Origin of the sequence: Fodinicola feengrottensis (assembly GCF_039530045.1) — a bacterium.
Classification (GTDB): Bacteria; Actinomycetota; Actinomycetes; order Mycobacteriales; family HKI-0501; genus Fodinicola; species Fodinicola feengrottensis.
Map to the genome: position 1 here is coordinate 395,333 of NZ_BAAANY010000008.1, position 14,438 is coordinate 409,770.

At 65.5% G+C, this 14,438-nt stretch carries 15 protein-coding genes; 9 read left to right on the forward strand and 6 right to left on the reverse strand.

Features of this window, described 5'->3' with window-relative positions; genetic code table 11:
- Positions 1–216 precede the first annotated feature (216 nt).
- The gene (locus ABD301_RS11560; RefSeq protein ID WP_163568843.1) at positions 217–825 is read right to left on the reverse strand and encodes a TetR/AcrR family transcriptional regulator; all 609 of its coding nucleotides are present in this window, start codon (positions 823–825) and stop codon (positions 217–219) included.
- 105 nt (positions 826–930) lie between these two features.
- Here ABD301_RS11560 and ABD301_RS11565 point away from each other — a divergent pair, with 105 nt between their 5' ends.
- The 5 genes from ABD301_RS11565 to ABD301_RS11585 all read left to right on the forward strand — a co-directional run bounded on the left by ABD301_RS11565 (position 931) and on the right by ABD301_RS11585 (position 4,801).
- A complete protein-coding gene (locus ABD301_RS11565) occupies positions 931–2,406 on the forward strand; it encodes an MFS transporter (protein ID WP_344309686.1) in 1,476 nt (491 codons plus the stop codon).
- A gap of 25 nt (positions 2,407–2,431) precedes the next feature.
- The gene (locus ABD301_RS11570) at positions 2,432–3,592 is read left to right on the forward strand and encodes an FAD-dependent monooxygenase (protein WP_344309688.1); all 1,161 of its coding nucleotides are present in this window, start codon (positions 2,432–2,434) and stop codon (positions 3,590–3,592) included.
- Between the two features lie 159 nt (positions 3,593–3,751).
- The gene (locus ABD301_RS11575) at positions 3,752–3,979 is read left to right on the forward strand and encodes a hypothetical protein (RefSeq protein WP_344309690.1); all 228 of its coding nucleotides are present in this window, start codon (positions 3,752–3,754) and stop codon (positions 3,977–3,979) included.
- A complete protein-coding gene (locus tag ABD301_RS11580) occupies positions 3,976–4,188 on the forward strand; it encodes a hypothetical protein (protein WP_163568845.1) in 213 nt (70 codons plus the stop codon). The genes ABD301_RS11575 and ABD301_RS11580 overlap by 4 nt, the downstream gene beginning before the upstream one ends.
- A 154-nt stretch (positions 4,189–4,342) precedes the next feature.
- The gene (locus ABD301_RS11585; protein WP_344309694.1) at positions 4,343–4,801 is read left to right on the forward strand and encodes a hypothetical protein; all 459 of its coding nucleotides are present in this window, start codon (positions 4,343–4,345) and stop codon (positions 4,799–4,801) included.
- A 225-nt stretch (positions 4,802–5,026) separates the two neighbouring features.
- Here ABD301_RS11585 and fxlM read toward each other — a convergent pair whose 3' ends face one another.
- From fxlM to ABD301_RS11610, 5 genes are all read right to left on the reverse strand, one after another.
- The gene (fxlM, locus tag ABD301_RS11590; RefSeq protein WP_344309697.1) at positions 5,027–6,229 is read right to left on the reverse strand and encodes a methyltransferase, FxLD system; all 1,203 of its coding nucleotides are present in this window, start codon (positions 6,227–6,229) and stop codon (positions 5,027–5,029) included.
- Positions 6,230–6,293: 64 nt separating this feature from the next.
- A complete protein-coding gene (locus tag ABD301_RS11595; RefSeq protein ID WP_344309699.1) occupies positions 6,294–7,532 on the reverse strand; it encodes a lanthionine synthetase C family protein in 1,239 nt (412 codons plus the stop codon).
- Entirely contained in the window at positions 7,502–10,573 is a 3,072-nt protein-coding gene (locus ABD301_RS11600) for a lantibiotic dehydratase (RefSeq protein WP_344309701.1), read from the reverse strand. The genes ABD301_RS11595 and ABD301_RS11600 overlap by 31 nt, the downstream gene beginning before the upstream one ends.
- A 102-nt stretch (positions 10,574–10,675) precedes the next feature.
- Positions 10,676–10,825, reverse strand: a complete 150-nt coding sequence (gene fxlA, locus ABD301_RS11605) for an FxLD family lanthipeptide (protein WP_163568850.1) — start codon at positions 10,823–10,825, stop codon at positions 10,676–10,678.
- Between the two features lie 173 nt (positions 10,826–10,998).
- Entirely contained in the window at positions 10,999–11,901 is a 903-nt protein-coding gene (locus ABD301_RS11610) for an SAM-dependent methyltransferase (RefSeq protein ID WP_344309704.1), read from the reverse strand.
- A 419-nt stretch (positions 11,902–12,320) separates the two neighbouring features.
- Between ABD301_RS11610 and ABD301_RS11615 the strand changes: the two genes are divergently transcribed.
- The 4 genes from ABD301_RS11615 to ABD301_RS11630 all read left to right on the forward strand — a co-directional run bounded on the left by ABD301_RS11615 (position 12,321) and on the right by ABD301_RS11630 (position 14,394).
- Positions 12,321–12,527, forward strand: a complete 207-nt coding sequence (locus tag ABD301_RS11615; RefSeq protein WP_163568852.1) for a hypothetical protein — start codon at positions 12,321–12,323, stop codon at positions 12,525–12,527.
- Positions 12,524–13,045, forward strand: coding sequence for a DUF6879 family protein (locus ABD301_RS11620; protein WP_163568853.1), 522 nt, complete (start codon positions 12,524–12,526; stop codon positions 13,043–13,045). Before ABD301_RS11615 ends, ABD301_RS11620 begins: the two co-directional genes overlap by 4 nt.
- A complete protein-coding gene (locus ABD301_RS11625; protein WP_344309707.1) occupies positions 13,026–13,943 on the forward strand; it encodes a helix-turn-helix domain-containing protein in 918 nt (305 codons plus the stop codon). The genes ABD301_RS11620 and ABD301_RS11625 overlap by 20 nt, the downstream gene beginning before the upstream one ends.
- A gap of 310 nt (positions 13,944–14,253) precedes the next feature.
- Positions 14,254–14,394 (forward strand): MmyB family transcriptional regulator, encoded by a 141-nt coding sequence (locus ABD301_RS11630; RefSeq protein WP_163568855.1) that lies wholly within the window; start codon positions 14,254–14,256, stop codon positions 14,392–14,394.
- Positions 14,395–14,438: the final 44 nt, after the last annotated feature.

Sequence of the window (14,438 nt, forward strand, 5' to 3'; positions counted from 1 at the left end):
GAGAGTCGAGACCTAAACATCAGGCGGCGCTGGGCAGGACGACGGGATGAATGTGATCGCCCCCGGCTATCGCCCCGCAGAAAGTGGCGACGCGGCCTCACCGGACGACGACTAACCGGACGACGACTAACCGGACGACGACTAACCGGACGACGACTAACCGGACGACGACTAACCGGACGACGACTAACCGGACGACGACTAACCGGACGACGACTAACCATTGCCGGTGTCGGGGCCGAGGGTGGCGACAACGGCGTCCACCACACGTGCCGCGCGGTCGCGCAGGTCGGTCGCGCCAGGCCCGTAGGTGAGGATCACCTGATGCACGGCGCCGAGGATGGCGAGCGCTATCGCCTCGCTGTCGATGTCGCCAGACACCCGACCGCGCTGCTTTTCGGCCTCCAGATAGTTGGCGACGGCGCGCTCGCCGCCGCGCAGATCGAATGCGCCGCCCGCCATCATCGTGCCGAGCCGCGCCAGCAGAGCCGGACGTGACAGTACGAGGCCGCCGAGCGCGAGCATGTTCGAACCCAGCAGTGACAGGGCTGCCTCGCGTACGTTCTGGCGGACCGTACGCGTGCCGGTGCGAGCCGCGAGTCCGTCCAGGTCCGCGCCGCGGTGATGAGCCCGGTCCAGAACGAACTCGGCGAGGAAGTCGTCGAAGGTCTCGAAGTGGTTGTAGAGCAGACCCGCCGCGTACCCGGCCTGCCTGGTCACAGCCCGCCCGGTCAGGGCCGTCGGCCCGTCCCGGTCCAGGACGCGCTCGGCCGCCAGGAACAGCCGTTCGCGTACCTCCGGGATCGCGACTCCACGTGGCGACATAACTCCCCACCCTAGCCGTTCCCGGATGTGGGCCTTGCCAGAATGAACAGTTGTTCATAGATTAACTATGAACAACTGTTCATCACCGTGTGAGGAGACTGGGCCGTGACAGTGGACGCGAACGGCGTCGGCGAGTTCCGCTGGACAGCGCGGCACACGATGGCCCTGGTCATCCTGTGTCTGGCGCAGGTACTTGACGGGATCGACATCACCATCGTCAACGTGGCACTTCCCGCGGTCCGCGCTGATCTTGGATTCTCGGCGAGCGCGCTGCCCTGGGTGGTCAACGCGTACATGGTCATGTTCGGCGGGTTCCTGCTGTTGGGGGGCCGGGTCGGCGATCTCTACGGCCGCCGCCGGGTACTCCTGGCCGGCGTCGCGCTTTTCGCTCTCGCCTCGCTGGTCAGCGGCGTCGTTCAAAACCCGGGGGAGCTGATCGGCGCGCGTGCCGTCCAGGGGTTGGCGGCCGCGCTGATAGCGCCGATGACGCTGGCGCTGATCGGGGTGATCTTTCCCGCCGGCCGGCCACGCAACCGCGCATTCGCGGCCTGGGCCTCTTCGTACGGCATCAGCAGCGCGTTGGGTCTGCTGCTGGGCGGCCTGCTGGTGGACGGGCCCGGCTGGCGGTGGATCTTCTTCGTGAACGTACCGATCGGCGTCGCCGTGGCACTGGCCACCATCGCGTACGTGCCGGGCGACCGGCCGGTCCGCCGGCACCGCCGGTTCGACGTCGTCGGCGCGGTGACATCCACCGCCGGTGTCGGGCTGCTGTCCTACGCGGTGTTGCAGACCGATGGCGGTGGCTGGGGATCGGCTCGTACTCTCGCGCTGCTGGCGGCTTCGCTGCTGCTGCTCGGGTATTTTGTCGTCCACGAGACAAGAGTCGCCAGCGAGCCGCTGGTGTCGGTCGGGCTCCTGCGCGCGCCTGGGGTCGCCGGCGCAACGGCCGTATCGGCACTGCGAGGTGCGGCGATGTTCGCGCTGTTCTTCTTCGCCACTCTCTACCAGCAACAGGTCCTGCACTACTCCGCGCTGCAAACCGGCCTCAACTACCTGCCGATGACCGCGATCCTGATCGTCGCCGCCGCGTTCGGCCCAATCCTGGTGCGCTGGATCGGCATTCGCCTCGCCGTCGTCGCCGGCTCACTCATCGCCGCCGCCGGGATGGTGCTGTTCGCTGGCATATCAGCCAACGGGAGCCTGCTGGACGTCATCGTCCCGTCGGTCGTGGTCTGCTTCGGGCTGGCGATCGTCATCGTGCCCACCACCATCGCGGCCCTGGGCAACGCGCCAGCCGAGCATGCCGGCGTCGTGTCCGCGCTGCAGAACGTCAGCCTCCAGCTCGGCGGAGCCCTCGGACTGGCAGTGCTGGCCAGGCTCGTCACCCAGCGCACGACCAATGAGCTGGCCGCCGGACGTCCGCTCGCGGTCGCCCTCACCGACGGCTTCGGGTTGAGCTTCGCGATTACCGGTGCCCTGATGCTCGGTGCCGCGGTCCTGGGCGCGGTGTTGTTCGGCGAACAGGGGCGTGGCGAACGGATCGACGTGACCGAATTGCAGAAATCCAGCATCGACACCTGAAACCACGGACCGAAGGAATGACCAAATGTCCAAGACCACGCAACGAAAAGCCGTCATCGTCGGCGCCGGCATCGCCGGCCTGGCGGCCGCCCGCAGACTCAGCGAGATCGGCTGGGAAGTCGTCGTCGCGGAAAAGGCACCCGAACGGCGCGGCGGCGGTTATCTTCTCGCGCTGACCGGGCTCGGCTATCAGAGCGCGGATCGGATGGGACTGCTTGCGGCGCTATCGGCCCGCGCCCTGAACCCGGTCGAGTTCCGCTACGCCAATGCGGCCGGCAGGTTCGGCTACTGCGTACCCGGCGACACGATGCGCGCCGTCCTCGGCCAAGACGCCGTGATCCTGTTCCGCGGCGACATCGAATCGGTGCTGTACGACGCGATTCCCGGCAATGTCGACCTCCAGTTCGGCCAGACGGTGGACGAGATCACCCAGGACGACACCGGCGTACAGGTCACGCTCGCCAGCGGCGGCACGCTGACCGCCGACCTACTGATCGCCGCGGACGGACTGCACTCCGCCACCCGGCGCCAGGTTTTCGGCCCCGAGAAAGGATTTCGACGCGACCTAGGCCACATGCTCGCCGCCACCACGCTCCACGAGCCACCCGACGGCATACCCGACGGCACCGTGAGCACCTTCACGGCGGTCGGCCGGACAGCCACCATCGCCAACCTCGGCCCCGACCATCGCGCGGCGTTCTTCGACTACACCACCAACGACACACAAAGCGAACTTGGCAAGACCGCCTTCGCCGCACTCGCCACTCCGTACGAGGACTTCCGTACCGTCATCCCCGACGTGCTCACACAGCTGCCCACGTCCGCGACTACATACTTCGACACCGTCAGCCAACTCGTCATCGACCGCTGGACCGACAATCGGGTCGTCCTGCTCGGTGACGCCGCCTGGTGTGTCAGCCTGTTCGCCGGCTACGGCGCCTCCCTGGCCCTGGCCGGCGCCGACCAGCTCGCCACCGCCCTCGACCAGCAGGACATCCCGACCGCGCTGCGGACCTGGGAGACCAAGCTGCGACCAGAGACAACAGCGAGCCAGCGACGCGGCAGCCGCAACGCGCGCCTGCATGCACCCACGAACCGGCTCCGTCTGCTCGCCCGTGACCTTTCGATGCGTGCCACCGTGTTCCCCCCTGTCCGGCAGCTCATCCGCCACCAACTCCGTGCCTGACCGGCGCGTTCACCACCGCCACCGGACCAGCATGAACTGTTCCTTCCATGGCGGCAAAGCCGAGCCGCTCGACGCGGCGGACGGCACATTAAACGTGGTGCTGTCGAGCCTGGCGGTTCACCACATCCCCGAGAATTCAGCGCCGCGGCCTTCGCCCAGATGCGGCGGCTGCTCACATCGGGCGGACTGGTGTTGCCGGCGGATCTCCGGCCGCCGCATGGGCGACTGGACCGGCACGTGATCGCCGCGGGCGAGGCGATGCGAGACAACCCGGACGAACAGATCGCTCCCGGGCTTGCCGCCACCGGTTTCGAGACCGTCTCGGTCAGCCAGGTCGGCGGGTTCCTGCACCACAAGCGCGCCGTGAAACCGGGCGCGGACGCATGAACCGCCACCTTGTCCACGTTCTGGTCACCCTGCTGATCATCGTCGGACTCGCTGTCCACATCGGACTCGGCTACCGGTCCGGCCTAGTGATCGCCGGAATCGGCGTGGCAGCACACCTCGCGCTCACACTGGCGGCACTGGCGGCACGGAAACTCCTGCGGGGTAAAGCCGATCAGACCAAGACCGAAGCCGACGACTCATGCGTCTAGGGCCACGCGACTCCGTATGGCCACCAGGAATGGCGGGCGTCAATGGCGAACCTGTGTGACGACCGGCTCGCCGCCACCGCCACAGCCATCTCCTGAGGCTGGACATGGCCAGCCCAACGCTGCCGATGGTGAGAACACCAGCCGGAGCGCCGGTGTGGTCGTCGGCGATGGGCGATCCGCCACCCCCGACCGGCAGTCGCTCGCCGTAGAGGCTCACCAGCACAACCGACCCCCTTTGCCCAACTCGCAAACATCGTTCGCATCGATCTCCCCGCGCCAGCAGGTGAAGCCCCTTCGAGAACATGTAAGCTACGTATCCGAGCAGGTCAAGGGTCAGTTCCGGACTCCGGCGGTCGGCAAAATTGATGAGGCGTACGCACTGAGCGATCGCACCAGCCACGACTTCGGTCCCGAAGCCATCGCCACCCTGCTGCGACTGATGGAAGAGCACCGCGCCGATCTCGTCGTCATCGGAGCCGGCTACGCCCCCAATATGGAGACCTTCCTCCACAGCAACCCCGGACTCGCATCCCGATTCCCAAACGACTGCATTTCCCCGACTACACCACCGCCGAACTGGTCGCCATCTACGAACTCCACGCAAGCGGTCTAGCCTGAGTTTCCCTGCTATGTGATTGGTCCCATTTATGAGCCTCACGGACGGGCGAGTAAATGCAAATTTCGTACTGATGATTCTTCGATAGCGGATGTCGTACGTCAGCGGCGGTGCTCAGGCTGACAGTGGCGGTGCCGGACGGATCGCGGAAGCATAGAAGTTGGACGGGGCAGGTTCGCGACGCAGTACATTTCCTTCTTCAGGCCAAAACTAGGCTACCGGTCAAAATTTGATAACGAGCCTGCAGTCCGTTTTCCGGATGGTGAAGAGATTGATGTGGTCGGGCTTGGTGTTGTTGGCGTACGCGGTGATGGTGGGAGGGGTGGTGCGGTCAGTGTCCCAGTTGCGGATCTGGGCGCAGAGTCGCTCAGCGAGATCTGCTCCGACAGTGCCGTGGCCGGTCGCTCCGAGTTCGAAGCGTGCGTCGTCGGCGTCCGGGAGCCGGCGGGTGGTGAGGTAGGCCAGCGACGCGTTTTCAGCTATGGCGGGGCTGCGGATGCCAACGGCTGGTGTGCAGAGTCCGCTAGTGGTGGCGGTTTTGTCAGCGGCGATGCGGCAGGTGCCGGGTTCGGTGGCGCTGAGGTGGAGCCAGATCCGGTCGAAGGGTTCTTCGCCGCGCACAGTGACGCCTGACCACGTGGCTGCTTTGGGCTGGGTGCAGATCCCAAGCAGCCCGGTTGTATCGATGTTCTGATCTTCGTCCCAGTACAGGGACACATGGCCGTCCGGGTCGACGTAGCCGGTGTGTTCGCCGTCTTGGCCGAGCATCGGGACGAAACCGCACAGCCCCATCGAGTCCGAGATCATCTGTGCACCGTCGTAGGTGAACGCGACGCTCTGGGTTTGTCCGCGCCATCGAAGTGGCGCGACGAGCCGGCCGCCGGGTGCGAGTTGGGTCCACCAAGGGGCAGGGAGGTCCCAGGCTCCGACCGTGACAATCAGCCGGTCGTATGGGATGTGTTCGGTGTCGCCGAGGGCGCCGTCGCGGGTGGCGACGTGGACGTGCTGGTAGCCATTGTTGTCCAGGCCGCGGCGGGCGCCGCCGGTGATGTTGGGGTCGATGTCGACGGTGGTGACATACCCGTTGGGTCCTGTGAGGTGAGCAAGGAGTGCGGCGTTGTAGCCCGTGCCGGCGCCGATCTCCAGGATTCGCTGTCCAGGTTGGATGTCGAGTTGGTCGAGCATCATGGCCACGATCGCGGGGGTAGAGGCGCAGCTGAGCGCGGCACCGGTGGCGTCGCGTTTGGTGATGACGCTCTGGTCGTCGTACGCCTCCTCCAGCGTCGCATCCGGGACGAACAGATGTCGAGGAACGGTTCGCATCGCGTCGGCGACCCGCTCGCAGGCGGGCCAAAAGCCGTGCTGGATGTGGTCGACCATGCGGGCGCGCAGAGTCTCCGGTGAGCTGGTGGCGGTGTCGTTCATGTGATCCCTTCCAAGGACATTCGGAGGCTAGCGAGCTTCGGACCCCAAGGCTGACGGTGGCGCTCTATAGGGCCGAGTCGTCGTCGAGCAGGAGGCAGGCGTCCCACCATGAGTGCGACGCCTGTTGGTCGCCGTACTGAGCGAGTCGCACGCCGGCGGCGCCGGTGAGCAGCCCATCGTGGCCTGGGAGGCCACTGCGACGCAGGTGCTCACTTAGGCGGTACCGCAGCTGGGGCAGTGCCGTGCTGGCCAGCCGATCGTCGGTTGCATTGGCGGCAACGCGGGCGGTGGTGTGAAGGAGTCCAGCCCAGCCGTGGCACAGCGACGCGTCGCGGATGAGGGCGAGCTGGTGGTGGTCCGCTAGGCATTCAGCGAGAGCCTGTTCGGCGCGGCGCGCGCGGTCGGAGTCGTCGCGGGCCAGACCCGCGAGTTGTTGTGCGCGGGCGATACCGGGAGTGCCATAGCACCAGGACGGCCGACCGGGCGCTCGACGTGCGAGGGTCTGTTCATGGTGCTCGTATCGCGAAACGCTCTCCGGCCACCACGTCGCGGCAGCAGTGCCTTGGGCCCATTGGTCCAGCCATCGGCAGATGCGGTCGATGGCGTCGGCGTGGCCAGTCACAGTGATCTTGCGACGAGAGGCCAGGGACAATAGGGCGAGGGGACCGGTGATCCCGTGGGCCAGTCCAAGGTCGGCGTGCCCGCCGCGCGGGTCACCGTGCGGTCGATCAGGCGGCGCTTGGTGCGACCACCAACCGGGGAGAGTGTCGCCGTCGACGGTGACCGGTTGAGTCAGACGTACCAGGTAGGCGATGACCTCGCGTAACAGGTAGCGCTGTCCATGGTCCGTGTTTCGCTCGCGGTGCAGGAGAAAGACACCGATGCCGGCGAGGCCGCGGATCAAGTCAAATTCCCTTGCGTCCGGGAGTTGGCCGGCCTCGATGCGCGCGTGGGCTCGGCGCAAACGGGTACGCGTCGTGTTGGCGATGTGGTGGTCGAGAGTGGTGAGTGCACCGCTGTAGGCGTGGTGGCCCGCTGCGTGCAGCGCGAAGGCGACGGCCGGTGCGCCGCGGTCGAGTCCGCTCGCGTCCGCGTGCGCCGTCACCGGATGCGCAGTCATGGCCCGGGCCCATTTCTGGACGGTGCCCCACCCGGCGGCGCCGGTACGGGCGCGTTCGATGTGCAACAGTGCGATGCCGGGCGCGCCGGCGTAGAGGTCGGCGCTCCAGCCCGGATCGGGGTTCGCAGGGGGCAGCGATGTCGGGCGGCCATTCATGTGGTGTTCGCCGGTGAGGATGCCCATGCACGCGCAGCCTGGCGGGCGAGCCTCCGGCACGCTTTCTCGCTGTCCGGATCGACACCGACGGCCCGGTTGTGGTGCATATGTAGCAGTGATTCCAGGACCGTATCGATATCGGTTTCGGTGGTCAGATGCTCGCGGTAGGTCTTGAGGGCACAGTTTCGTTCCCGCCACGCTGCGAGGACGTTCATTGGCAAGTCCGGAAGATTGTTGCTTCGGACGAGTTCGATCGCGCGGGTGGCGATCGTACGATCCCCGGGCTTCTTGGACGGGGTGGCGAGTGTGGGTTGGGTAGCCAGCCATGTCATTCCCCCCGTGAATCCGAGAAGCCCGGTCGCGATATGGACCATGTTCACCGCAACCATTGCCGCCGGTGCGATCGTCGTGGGAGGCGCTTGCCGGAGGGTGGCGGCGGCCACGCGTGAGTCCGTGACGAACACTGTTTCGGCTGCGGTCATCGCGGGCCCGCTACCGTACCGGCCGACTTCGGGGTAGTAGGTGTCCAATACCAGTCGTCCGGCGCATTGGGTCTCGAGCAGTCGCGCGCTCCATGCCCCGACGGCCGCGGCGTACGCGCCGTACTGGCTCGGTTCCGGTACACGCAGGCGCAGCCGGAGGTGGTCGGTCTCGTGGGCGCTGCGATAGCGGATGAACCACCACGACGGTTCAGCGCCCGCATCGCCGTACGCAGGTCCGGTGAGCTCGGCTAGTAGGTCAGGGAGGTGGTGCGCAATGAGGTCGTTGAACAGTTCGGGATGGGTGTGGATCTTCGCGTACAGCCACCGCGCGTCGGGTCCGGCAGGTGAGTCTGCCTGACGGTTCCTGACGATCGGCAGTGGTCCGACCAGCGGTGACGGAGCTGGCGTTTGGGTGGTTACGAGCGGGAACGCGATGTCGTGGGCGTGGTTGTCGAACCAGGCGTAGGTGCTCGATGCGAGTGGCTCGGTGAGTACTGCGTGGTCTTTGCGGGCTAGGTGGGTGCGCAGGATCGCGGCGTGCAGCGGTTCGTCCAAGGTGAGCCTGATGGTCCGGTCGTCCTCGCGTAGGTCGACTACGACCGGCCAGTGCCACCGCCCGCGCCATTGGTCCAGTCCAGCTCGCCACATGTCATCGCTGGCGGAGGCGGGTGGTAGGCAGTTGCGAGTCAGCCGCCATCGGGCCGGAGCCAGGATGGCGCGGCGGTAGCGCACACGCGGCAGATAGGGGAGTGCCTCAGCTGGTAGGCCCCAGTCCAGGACGGTGAACGCGGCGGCGAATCCGCGGGTCAAGTGCGCCAGGAACCGTGCCAACGGCGGTGGCTGCTTGTCCAGGTCCAGCGCGTGGAGGACCTGCGGTTCGATGACTTGACGGCGGGCGATGCTGACCAGGTGCAACTTGGTTCTAGCCGCCACTAGCGCCAGATCATCGACAGGGACGCACTCCTGTTCGTCTGCGGCTGCTCGAAACTCGCCGAGCGATAGGAGGTGCGGAAGGTACGCCGGGACGCGACAGATGTTCTCCGCGTGGGAGTAGGCCGGTGGGAACGACATCTGCACCGCCAACGCTCCCTTGGTGGCAAGGGGAAGGTCCCGGTATACCTGGTCCAAGCCGGCGCCGGTTGTGGTGGGAGTGAACCGGGAGGTCAGAACACCGCCAGCACGAGCCGGCGCGACCGTCAGCAGATAGTCGCCGCGATCCACGGACTCCTTGCTCGCGGCGTGGATCCGGGCGGCGATCTCCACATGCGGTGGCGCGTACGCTCCATCGAGCTGGCCGCCAGCGATCTCATTGATGTTGTGGTCGGTCAGCAGGATCTCTCCGTTGCCTTTGGCCGCTGCCTGCCAGGCCAGGGCCAACAGCCGGCCATCTCGCGCAGTCACCGATTCGGTTGGCACGGCGAGCACACTGCCGGGGTATCCGGCTGGATATCCCAGCCCCGCTCCCGGATCCAGGACGTCGACGAGCGGGACCAGCGCGCCGATGCCGTACCGGTCACAGAACGCGGAATGGTAGTCCCGCCACGCTGGCCGGCCGGTCGGATATCGGGTCAGCCGCAGTAACGCGCTCGCCGCGTGTGCGGCCTCGTCGGCGATGCTGTCGGGAATCTGAACGGCGCAGTCTAGGGCCATGTCGACCGCCAGCGGTGTGCGTCCGGCGTCCGAGAGGTTCCGTTGCTGTCTGACGGCATTCGAGCGCAGTTGGCTTAGTACGACCTTGTCGGACGAGGTCGAGTCATTGTGGCGCCGCAGAGCGGTGTTGATCGCACGTAGGTCGTCGAGCATCGGCGCCATGCGCAACTGCTGCAGCAAGTGAGCGAGCGGGTCGACAGTGGTACCCGGAGCGCGTAGAGAGCTGAGGACGAAACCTTGACGTACGAGTTCGGCAAGGGCTCGAACGACTCGTGGCCGGTAGGCACCGCCGAAGGTTTCCGTGAGTTTGTCGGCCAGGACACTGAACAGTATGGGCGAGGCGGCGTAGTCGCGGACCGCGCGCACAAGCGGTGTGTCACGGATCGTGACACGGCCAGCCCCTTGCGGGACGTCCAGCCGATCGCCTCGGCGCACAGCTAGGTTGGTGAACTGGACCTTAAGCTCCTCCAATACTTCGAGGTTCGCGTGCAGCTGATCGATGATCTCCACGAGCCACTGGCTATCCGCCCGCGCGATGGGACGATGCTCAGTTCCCCACCGCACGTGGGTCGGTCTAGCGATCACGACCGGGGCTACACCTGCGAAAAGTCCAAAAGGGGTCGGGCGACCGGTCGCGCGCAGCAGGTACCGAGCGCTGGCCACCGTGGCACGCCGCACCTGCTTGTCCGGCCGACCTTCGGCGGTGTCGGCAGTCAGGAGTGCCATCGCTTGTGCCCGCAACGACGGACTGGCGTGTCCGACTGCGTCAGCGAACTGTGGGTTCGACCAGATCATTTCCAGCCACGCTAGGCAGCCCGGGAGGTCGGCGGGATCCGGCCATCCGCTGGTGATCCGGGTCGTCGGCCACACCGCTGCGCGCAGCAACGCGACGCCTGTGTGCCGATACAGCCGGCGGCTGTCGTCGGGAACGCGCATCCGCCCCAAGGCTCCGTTCTTACGTGAGGTGTGGAGAAAGAAAGAGGGGAAGCGGTCGGTCATCTCCGGTCGGAACATTGACTGACCGCTTCGCCCACCGATTTATCCCCGGCTCGCGCAGGAGGAAGCACAGCTCGCCGCGCACCCGTCGTTGGTGCTACAAGGCGCCTCGATCTCGCCCGGACGCGCATCGGTGATCACCTGGATATCGAGCGCAAACAGGTCGCTGATATCAGTACTGGTTTCACTCATTTGGCGGTTCCTCTCTTGGTAATCCATCGGTTTCGTACGTGATCCCATTAGCCGGGCTCGGCTGCTGTGCCCAGATCAAGACGCATCGCCGGTCGGACAACGCGCTGATCGGCTTGCGGCTCGTTTCCAGACCCGTCGCTGGAAGGCTGGAATGCGAAGAGAATTCGAATGTGTCAGGGACTCGTCTGTTGGTCATCGTCGGATGGAAGTCGGGCGACCCCGGCAACGATGAGCTCGTGAGTGGGGCCGCGCTGCGAGACGGTGGGGCCAGGCGGCCACCATTTGTCGGGTGAGGTCAGTCCTGGGTCGACGAGTTCGGTGCCGCGGAAGAGGTCTTTGAGGTCGGCGATAGTCCCGAATGTCGTAGGGCCGATGCGTCGGGTCAGAACCTGTTCCAGGCCCGCGGCGGTGGCGGCCAGCTTCGACGGTTCGGCGGGGTGGTGGGGGAGGGTTAGTGCGAGGTAGGACCCGGGTGGGAGCTGGCTGATCCAGGCGTGGGTGATGGCCGCCGCTGGATCGGGCGCGTGGTGCAGGGAGTGCGGGTAGAGGACGGCGACGGGGATCTGTGGTTCCAGGAATGCCTGAATCACGGGGTCGTTGGCGATCGATGTTGCCAACAGCGGGTCTGCCTTGCTGTGCGTGACTTGGCCAGAGTCCAGCATCAAGGCGTCGATATGCGCAGCGAGAACCCTGTCGGAAGCCACATATAGGACGGCGGCGTCGGATGGGCGAGTCTGCAGGACCCGCTCATGAATGTTGTTGTGACGTCGAGGAAATTGTGGACCGCAATCGATGAAACGTGTGAGGCCGCGATCGAGTAGATGAGCAGTCACCCGCGCGATGAACGCGTACGCCTGGCCGACGGCCTCGCAGTAGTCCGGCGCGACCGCGAGGAGCTGCGCGAGGGTTTCCTGGTCGTCGGCGAAGTTGTCCTTCCCGCCATGTGCTGCATCGACCAACCTCGCCGCACGGGCGGCTGCCGTGTCGGTGTCGTGGAATGACTGGGCGCCGACAGCAGCACAGCTGCCCAGCGCCGCCAGGTTGGCGGCCGATCGCGGAAGGCTCGGACTCGTCACTGCAGTCACCGGTGGTGCCTCGCCCAAGAGGATCGTCCTGTCTGTGACGCAGCTGGATGAGCTTCCAGGCAGTTAGTGGAGTGGTGCGCTGGGCCGGGGGACCGCAACGCACCACTCGCTTGATGGGCCGCGGCCAGTTCTGCCACGTCGGGCGGTGATGTCACAGTCACTTGGCCTTCCCTTAGCGCGCAGGCGATAGTGCTCACTGATTCAGCGACGCGAATGTACGGCACGATCGAGCTGCCCTGTGCGGGGTTGCGAGAGTTGCGACCCGTTAATAAAAGGCCGTATCAGCCGCGACCAGACGGCTACATACGCGAAAAATTTGGCAGACTGGCGTTGATCTTGACTGCCTGGATCTGATCGGTAACAATCAGTCTTGCCGCAACTATCCGCAACTCTGAGACTCGGGAGCTGCTATGAAGCTGACGTTCGTGGGCAAGGATCCGAACTCCAACCCGTCCGGATCGCCCACCGTCTACAAGACCGACCGCGACACCTGGGTGGTGCAGGGCTGGGTGATCACTGACCCGGAGGCGCTCGCGGAGATGGGCATCCCTGAGGGTGAAAGCGCGGTGGAAATCCCGGACCGGATGCTCCAGTTCTTCCCCCAGACAGGCGCATGACGACCTCGATCAGCGCGACCGACTTCGAAAACCTGCTGACGGCATTCGAGCGCAGCTCAGTGCACCTGGAAATGCGCGAGGCGTACGGCACCGAAGTCGAACTCCCGCACATGGGCCAATGGGCCGCGGGCGAGCCAGATGATCTGGCGTGGCTGGACGGCTGGTGCGACACCGTCCGCGGCCATGTCGCAGCGGGTAGGACGGTACGGCGAGCCAGGGTCGTGTGCGAACCATTGAGCGATTACCAGCGCTGGTCGCACAGCATCGCGTACCCGATGGTCGCCGCCGGCGAAGATATCCGATGGGTGCCCCGCCGCTTGGCGTCCAGCATCGCGGTACCGGGCAACGACTTCTACTTGTTCGACGACACCCTCGTGGTGTTCCTTATCTACGCTGGCAACGGCCTAGCCGTCGACAGGCTCGCCTCCCGCGAACCCGCCGACATCAAGCTGTGCCGCACCGCGTTCGATGCCGCCTGGAGACTCGCCACCCCCCACCGTGACTACCAACCCACCTAAAACTTCCCCGGCCAGCCGGTCGAACAGCCCGTCGAGTTCCGTACAGCACGACCGACGCCAGCTCGGCGCGCGGCTGCGGCAACTCCGCAAAGCCGCCGGGCTGACCGGTCGGCAACTCGGCGAGGCCACCGCGCAGGACTCGACCCGGGTCAGCAAACTCGAAAACGGCGTCCAGGAACCCACCGACCAGGACTTGGTGACCTGGTGCACCGCCTGTGGCGCCCTGGACCAGGTCGAGAGCCTGCGCACTGAAGTCCGACGGATCAGCACGGCGTACCTGGAACTCAAACAACAAGCCAAAGCCGGCATGAAACGGGTGCTCGGCGCGCACACCAACCAGCGGTACGCGACCACCCGCAGATTCCGCGTCTACGAACAAAACGTCATCCCAGGCTTGTTCCAGACCGCCGACTACGCCGCCGCGATGCTGTCATCCTGGATCGACTTCCTGGACACCCCCAACGACCTAGACGAAGCCGTCACCATCCGCCTGGAACGCCAGAAAATACTGTACGACCAACGCAAACGCTTCGAGATCGTCCTGGACGAACACGCCCTCTACAAACGGTTCGGCTCCATCAGCACCCAGATCGGGCAACTGGACCGGCTACTGACCGTCATGGACTTTCCCACCGTATCCCTGGGCATCATCCCGACCGACGCTGCCCGCGGCCCGGTACCGGTTCCCTCCATCGGATTCTGGATCTTCAACGACACACTCGCCGCCCTGGAAACACCCACCGCCACCCTAGAAGTCACTAAAAAATCCGAAATCCAGCTCTACGCCCGTCTCTTCGACGGCCTGCGCACCAATGCCAGCTACCGCAGCAATGCTCGATCACTGCTCACCAAAGCCATCACCACCCTCACCGTCCAACTCGGCAGTGACCCTTTCTGAATCAAACGGTGAATGCGCATGTGAGCCATATTTGGCGCAGTTCCACAACAATCACGTCAAACGACAGGCGGGTGGTGTCTAGTGTCTCGTCCGCGTCGTCGAAACGTGGACCTGCACCAACTGACACCGGCACCGTTGGTCAGTAGGATCGGTCGACGGCAGGACTGCCGCCCGCGCTCAAGAAATAGATCGGTGGCGGCTGAAGCAGGAGAATCACCGCGAGCACATCGGGAGATGAAACCAATAGTCTTGGCCGACTTTCGTACGCTCTGAGAGGAGCAGAGCGTTGGCAGCGTGACACGCGTTCAACGTGTTCGTCCACCCGGAAGCCTGCCGGATCGAGCTGACCTATCAGACCTTCGATGTCCACGACGCACCCGGCCAGCAGCTCCTGGTCGGCACTCTGGAGCCGGGCAGCAAAAGCGCCACAGCACCGTTGTCGCTGATCTGACGCTGACTCAGATTTGGTTGTTCCACATGCGAAACATGACGCAG

Coding starts and splice junctions, on each gene's coding strand:
- ABD301_RS11560 (WP_163568843.1), bottom strand. CDS start 825: ATGTCGCCACGTGGAGTCGCGATCCCGGAGGTACGCGAACGGCTGTTC.
- ABD301_RS11570 (WP_344309688.1), top strand. CDS start 2,432: ATGTCCAAGACCACGCAACGAAAAGCCGTCATCGTCGGCGCCGGCATC.
- ABD301_RS11575 (WP_344309690.1), top strand. CDS start 3,752: ATGCGGCGGCTGCTCACATCGGGCGGACTGGTGTTGCCGGCGGATCTC.
- ABD301_RS11580 (WP_163568845.1), top strand. CDS start 3,976: ATGAACCGCCACCTTGTCCACGTTCTGGTCACCCTGCTGATCATCGTC.
- fxlM (WP_344309697.1), bottom strand. CDS start 6,229: ATGAACGACACCGCCACCAGCTCACCGGAGACTCTGCGCGCCCGCATG.
- ABD301_RS11595 (WP_344309699.1), bottom strand. CDS start 7,532: ATGGGCATCCTCACCGGCGAACACCACATGAATGGCCGCCCGACATCG.
- ABD301_RS11600 (WP_344309701.1), bottom strand. CDS start 10,573: ATGCGCGTTCCCGACGACAGCCGCCGGCTGTATCGGCACACAGGCGTC.
- fxlA (WP_163568850.1), bottom strand. CDS start 10,825: ATGAGTGAAACCAGTACTGATATCAGCGACCTGTTTGCGCTCGATATC.
- ABD301_RS11615 (WP_163568852.1), top strand. CDS start 12,321: ATGAAGCTGACGTTCGTGGGCAAGGATCCGAACTCCAACCCGTCCGGA.
- ABD301_RS11620 (WP_163568853.1), top strand. CDS start 12,524: ATGACGACCTCGATCAGCGCGACCGACTTCGAAAACCTGCTGACGGCA.